The organism is Rhodospirillaceae bacterium (assembly GCA_040219235.1).
GTDB lineage: Bacteria > Pseudomonadota > Alphaproteobacteria > Rhodospirillales > Rhodospirillaceae > WLXB01.
The window spans coordinates 1-6106 of record JAVJSV010000020.1 but is presented as its reverse complement, the minus strand read 5'-3'; the positions used below and the strand labels follow the sequence as shown (position 1 = coordinate 6106).

The window sequence follows — 6106 nt, the reverse complement described above, 5'->3', positions numbered from 1 at the left end:
CTGCTTACTTGGTCGATGCAAAAAGGCAGCGTGAATATTCGCGCCTTGTTCCTTCATAATCTCTCAGACGCTCTCGCTTCCGTTGCTGTGATCTTCGGTGGATCGATGATCTTGCTCTATGATTTGCGCTGGGTTGATCCGCTCATCACGATCCTGATCGCCGCCTACATCCTCTATCTCGCATTTACAGAAATCGGCGGCGTAATACGTACGCTCATGCTGGGCAGCCCGCCTGAAATTGATACTGATGCGGTGATTGATGCGGTCTCCGGTGTGGACGGTGTCGTCGAAATTCATCATGCGCATTTTTGGCAGATGGCAGAGCATGAGGCGGCGCTCGATACTCATGTGGTTATCGACAAGGACAGGTGGGACGATCTCGAAAGCATCAAGCTAGCCATCAAGACGCGTCTCGAAGACAAGTTCGGGGTCAGGCATTCCACTCTGGAATTCGAACGGTCAGACCGCAAGCATCAGGATGCGCAACTATATGGTCATGGATAATCGGATAGGAGTATAGCCATGTTCAAGATAGTGGATATCGAAGCTGAGAACGTTCTCGGCCTGGAGTGCAACGGTAAATTAACTGAGGACGATCTAAAGGGAATACATTCTTGGCTAGACGCAGAACTGTCCAAGAATGGAAAACCGTCCTTAGTCATCTTGATGTCATCCTTTGATGGATATGCCGACGCCTCTGCGTTTTGGGCAGATTTGAAAATCGATTTGAAACACCATGGAGATCTATCGCGCGTCGCAATCGTGGCCGATCAAGCCTGGCTGAAATGGGGTGCCATGGCCGCCAACACTTTCACCAGAGCCGATCTGAAATGGTTCGCTACTGATGACCACGATTTAGCCATCAGCTGGGCGCATGATGGATCGTAACGGCATAACCAAGTATGAATTTCTCTAGTTTTGCTAGACTTTTAAACCAGTTATGACTGATACAATAATTGGTGACGTTTCCGGCGAAATAATAGGGCGAAGCTGACACTCCTCTGGAATTGATAAACTCAGGCCGTCATTGTTGTGACGTACCTAACATCCAGTTTACTCAATTGGCGTTCTGTATAAGCGAAGTTTTTTTCTCCACAGTCAGCCTGGTGAGTTTGTATTGCATCATGGTCTTGCAGGGAAGCTTTCGCATAGCGCGACGGTCTTGTGCCTTAGGCGTTTAGAACTTCAGTTTCTTTCCGAAGCATGCAACAACAATTTATAGTTGGAAGAGGCATAGCATACGCAATTTGAGGGTGGGTCGGTATAGTAAGGAGTTTGCCCGCCGCTTACACTTGATTTAACTCACTACAAACTCATAAGTTCTTTTCCTGATTCGTCCGTCCACACGGATACGCAGGGAGACCGGGGAACATCTCATGACACGCCTTTTCACACTCGTAGTTACAGCACTTGCACTGACAGCTGGTCTCTCCGTGCCAGTTTGGTCTCACGCGGTTTTGTTGGGCTCCACGCCCGCCGCAGAAGCTAGCCTGGATGAATCCCCCAAAGAGATCATCTTCAATTTCAATGAAAACGTTGGCCCAATATTCATCAAGATTCTTGACCGCACCGGAAAGGAGGCTGGCGAACTTGGCGAGTGGACGGTCGATGGGAACGATGTCATCACTCCGGTAAATGGTGAACTGCCCGATGGCACCTACATTGCTACTTATCGTGTGATCTCCGCTGACACCCATCCCGTAGGAGGTAGCGTGGTCTTCGCTGTAGGTGAAGTCGTTGCTTCAATGGAGGACGTTTCAGCCGGTGGCGGTGAGACCAGTGGTTGGGTCATTCCCGTCGCAATCAACCGCTTTATTCAATATAGCGCCATGCTTCTCGCAGCGGGCGCAGCCCTCTTTATTGTCGGCATGTCCGTGCCGCCCCAGGTTGAACCATCCGTGTACCACATGGGCAAGCTCTCTGCCATAATTGCAGCTATAAGTTACGTGTTGGCGCTTGGTTTCGGCGGTGCTGAAATGATGCTCGGCGGTCCTGGCGCAATTTTCTCCGGCGCGGCTTGGAGTCAGGCCTTGAGTTCAACCCTTGCACCAAGTGCGTTCGTTGGCATTCCAGGTTTACTGATCTTAGTGTTTGCTTTTGGCAAAGGACCAGAAGGTAAATCAACACCCCTGCTGCTACTCGGGAGCGTGACTGCTGTTGGTAGTTTTCTGGTCACCGGCCACGCGGCCACTGCACCACCGGTGTGGTTGATGGCGCCCGTCGTGGCTGTACACCTGTTCTGTGCCGCATTCTGGATTGCTGCACTATATCCTCTGGCGAAGATCACTCAGGTCGCCACCGTGCAGGAAGCCGGAGCGGTGATGGCGCAGTTCTCTGAACGTGCGGTATTGACTGTTGGGGCGCTGTTTGCCTCAGGTGCGATCATCACCTGGACTCAGGTTGAAGACCCCTCCAACATGTTGACAACGGACTATGGTTGGCGGCTGACCGCAAAGCTGGCTGTTTTCTTTGCCTTGCTGGGCCTCGCGGCGATGAACAAAATGGTCCTTACACCGGCGCTCGAAAAAGCAGACCCTGCCGCTGCGCCAAAGCTGCGCCGCTCTATCACCTTTGAGTATATTGCGATGATCCTTATCATCGCTGCAGCTGTGTCGTTGACCCTCGTCACGCCCCCCAGGGCCACTATTGATATGGAGGGTGGCACGGGCGAGATGGGTATGGGCGGTTTCCAAACCACGATTGCTAAAGGCAAGTACACCGCTGACTTCAGCATTGATCCAGGCCGGACAACCGGTTCCAATATGGTGATGATCGAATTTAAGGATGACGCGGGTAATCCGGTTGAGATGATTGATGTGAATATCGTGTGGGCTCTACCAACGGCCGGTCTTGAGGGCATTGAAGGGCGCGGTGAGATGGTCATGCCGGGCATGTACCACTTCATGTTTGATCAGTTGATCATTCCGGGTGAATGGGAAGCCCGGATTGATGCATTTGTCGATGACTTCGACAAGCAGATCTTTCGTACAACCGTACCCATTAAATAAAAGGGAGCGTAGTGATGATCCTTACTGTTGCCCGCAAGGAATTTCTGGAAATTATCCGCGATGGCCGAATTAAATGGTCGGCGGGAATTCTCGCTATCATGCTGATAACAGCACTAGGCACAGCCAGCCAACGCTTCGTCGATATCTCGGTGGAACGGGACTCCGCACAAGAAGTCGTGAATGCACAATTTGCGGCGCAAGGAGAAAAAAACCCTCATGCCGCAGCTCACTACGGTCTTTACGCTTTTAAGCCCGTCACGCCACTCTCGTTTTTTGACACGGGCATCGGCAGCTATACGGGTGTGTCGGTGTGGCTGGAGGCACATAATCAAAACGACGCCGAAGGTGAGCCTGCCCGTGACGCTACCGCGATTGCTCGTTTTGGGGAACTGACAGCGGCATTTACTCTGCAGATGTTGTTGCCATTGCTAGTGATCCTACTGGCTTTCCCGGCATTCGCGGGCGAGCGTGAGGCCGGGACGTTGCGACAGGTCCTCAGCATGCAAGTTTCGCCGGTGCAACTGTTGTTCGGCAAGGCGCTGGGCGCTACGGTAGCGCTCAGTGTATTTATTGGACCTATTCTCATTCTGGGTTTGATTGGGCTTGCCTTTGCACCCGAAGGAGCCGGGTACCTAGCTCATGGCCTTGTTTTGGTGTCAATCTACATCATCTATGCGTTGATCTTTCTGTTCCTTACGCTTGCTGTGTCGGCCAACGTGCGAACCGCACAGGCTGCTTTGGTCATCATGGTCGGTTTTTGGGCGGTGTCCAGTTTTGTACTTCCCCGTGCGGCATCTGACCTGTCGAGGTTGTTGTACCCGACACCAACCGCCGTTGCCTTTCAAAAAGACATCGAGGAAGCCACGCAGTCCGGTTTGGATGGTGTCAGCCCTGCAGCAGCAATTGCGCAACGGCAGGAACAGACACTCGCACTTTACAACGCAAACACCGTTGAGGAACTTCCGATCAATTTCCAAGGCATCATTTTTGATCTACAAGAGAAAATGGGCAACGAGGTGTTCGACAAGTTCTACGGTGACTTACACGATACCTTCGCGAAGCAAACGGGATTGCATCAGACGTTTAGTGTTGCCTCACCCCGTATGGCTGTCCAACTTGCTTCGATGGAATTGTCAGGGACATCGCTGACCAACCACTTAGATTTTACGCGACAGGCAGAGCGATACCGCCGCGACTTGATCGAGGGAATGAACCGGGATATCACGTTCAATTCTGAGGCCGGGCAAGCGGACTATCGCGCCGGACCGGAGTTGTGGGGTTCAGTCGACCGCTTTGAGTATAGCCCCGCACCGTTAACAGAGACAATGACACGCCTCGGCCCTAGCTTTATGGTGATGTTTTTATGGCTGGGCTTATCAATTGTCGCCGGGGTATTAGCCGTGCGTAACATTAAAGTGACGTTAGGTTAAGGAGCAGGCATATGAAGGGGTTTTGGTCTGTCTTTACCCAGGAATGGGTAATCCTCAAACATAATAGCACTTGGTGGATCATTCTTGGACTTCTGGTTGTGTTAACCGTGCTTGCTGCTCTGAACGGCGCGGCACGTACTGACCAGATGGCAGAAATGGCCGAAAGCCTTAACCGTGAAGAAACGGTGCTCCAGTCGGCGCTCCAGACATCAGTGGAGCGTTGGGAAGCGAACCCAGACTCTCCCCCGCCATCTGCTGCCAGCCCTGGCGCGCTGGGGTTGTCCGTACTCAGTCACTATACGGTTCTGCCGCCGACACCTCTGGCCGCATTATCCATCGGGCAAACGGACGTGCAGCCGACGTATTATAAGGTCTCTGCTCACCCTGCGCTGACGTTTCTGAACGAAACCGAGATTCAAAATCCGCTCAACGTTTTGTCGGGAAGTTTTGATGTCGCGTTTATCATTGTGTTCGTCTTACCCATCTTCATTGTCGCACTGACCTTTGACCTTATGTCCAAGGAAAAAGAACGCGGTGTGTTAAGTTTGGTTTTGGCGCATGGGGTTTCGAAGATAGCGTTTATCGTAGCCAAGGGCACTGCGCGGGCAGCGCTGATTTTCCTCCTGCTGCTTGTTGTCGGATTTGTCGCCGTGAGCTTGACAGAGCAGAGCCTAGCGTCAGCTGCTGTGTGGGGCCGGTTTGGCCTCTGGTTCCTGGTCGTTTCATTTTACGCGTTCTTCTGGTTTGCCTTAGCGTTGTTTGTTAATGCTTGGGGTAAACCGTCGGTTACGAACGGCATGATACTTGCCAATCTCTGGCTAGTGTTTGTTGTTGTTGTTCCGGCTTTGGTCAACGTCGTGGCGACGACTTTGTTTCCCGCACCGTCCCGAGTTGAACTAACGACGGAGATGCGTGAGGCGACTGAGATCGCGGATCAGGAAGCAGCTGAGTCCCGCGAAGCCTTTTTCTTTGATCACCCTGAGATGGCCGGGGCCAGCGCCAATACGGATCAGTTTTTCCTTCAGGTGCTAGCCACGGATTCCGCCGTGGAAAAAGCAACGCAGGCGCTGTTGGAAGAATTTGAACTCCAGGCTGCGCGACGCCAGCAGGTGGTTGACCTGCTGCAGTTCATTTCTCCGGCGATCATGACCCAGAATGCCCTCAATGCGATTTCAGGAACAGGTACAGAGCGCTTCTCAGACTTTGTTAACCAGATGCTTGTTTTCCATGAAGACTGGAGGGACTTCTTTACGGACCGGGTGTTAAAAGGGGACCTGATGACGTCCGCCGATTTTGAAAAGATACCCGCTTTTGAATATGAGACTTGGACCATCTCAGACGTGTTTAAATCTACCATAGGCCCGACCGTCGGGTTAACTATATTCATGCTTATTCTTGGGGTATGGTCGTCTCGCCGATATGCGCGCTATCCTGTGGTTTGATGAAGCGCAGTTTTGCCAACTGATGCGTCGTTCCAACCTCATTCTTACTTTCAAACGAAACCATCTGCCCGGTTTATGGTCTTTGCTACCGGCTATTTAATTGGCTGCCGCATCTCAGAATAACGTTGCCAGCTGTTCATCGGCTTGTCCCAAGGCGCTTCGCTTGTCAGATAGTTGGGTTGCTGACGCTCAATAACCTCCAACATCTTGACAGGCAGGGCATCAG

General features: G+C 52.1%; 5 protein-coding genes. All 5 read left to right on the top strand.

Features of this window, described 5'->3' with window-relative positions; translation table 11 throughout:
- Positions 1-504, top strand: a 504-nt coding sequence (locus tag RIC29_17585) for a cation diffusion facilitator family transporter (protein MEQ8736738.1), incomplete at its 5' end; no start/stop codon positions are given.
- 18 nt (positions 505-522) lie between these two features.
- Positions 523-888 carry an STAS/SEC14 domain-containing protein gene (locus RIC29_17580; GenBank protein MEQ8736737.1) on the top strand — a complete coding sequence of 122 codons (366 nt, stop codon included), beginning with the start codon at positions 523-525 and terminating at the stop codon, positions 886-888.
- Between the two features lie 488 nt (positions 889-1376).
- A complete protein-coding gene (locus RIC29_17575; GenBank protein ID MEQ8736736.1) occupies positions 1377-3008 on the top strand; it encodes a CopD family protein in 1632 nt (543 codons plus the stop codon).
- Positions 3009-3022: 14 nt separating this feature from the next.
- Positions 3023-4438 (top strand): DUF3526 domain-containing protein, encoded by a 1416-nt coding sequence (locus tag RIC29_17570; GenBank protein ID MEQ8736735.1) that lies wholly within the window; start codon positions 3023-3025, stop codon positions 4436-4438.
- 11 nt (positions 4439-4449) lie between these two features.
- Positions 4450-5880 (top strand): DUF3526 domain-containing protein, encoded by a 1431-nt coding sequence (locus RIC29_17565; protein MEQ8736734.1) that lies wholly within the window; start codon positions 4450-4452, stop codon positions 5878-5880.
- Positions 5881-6106 lie beyond the last annotated feature (226 nt).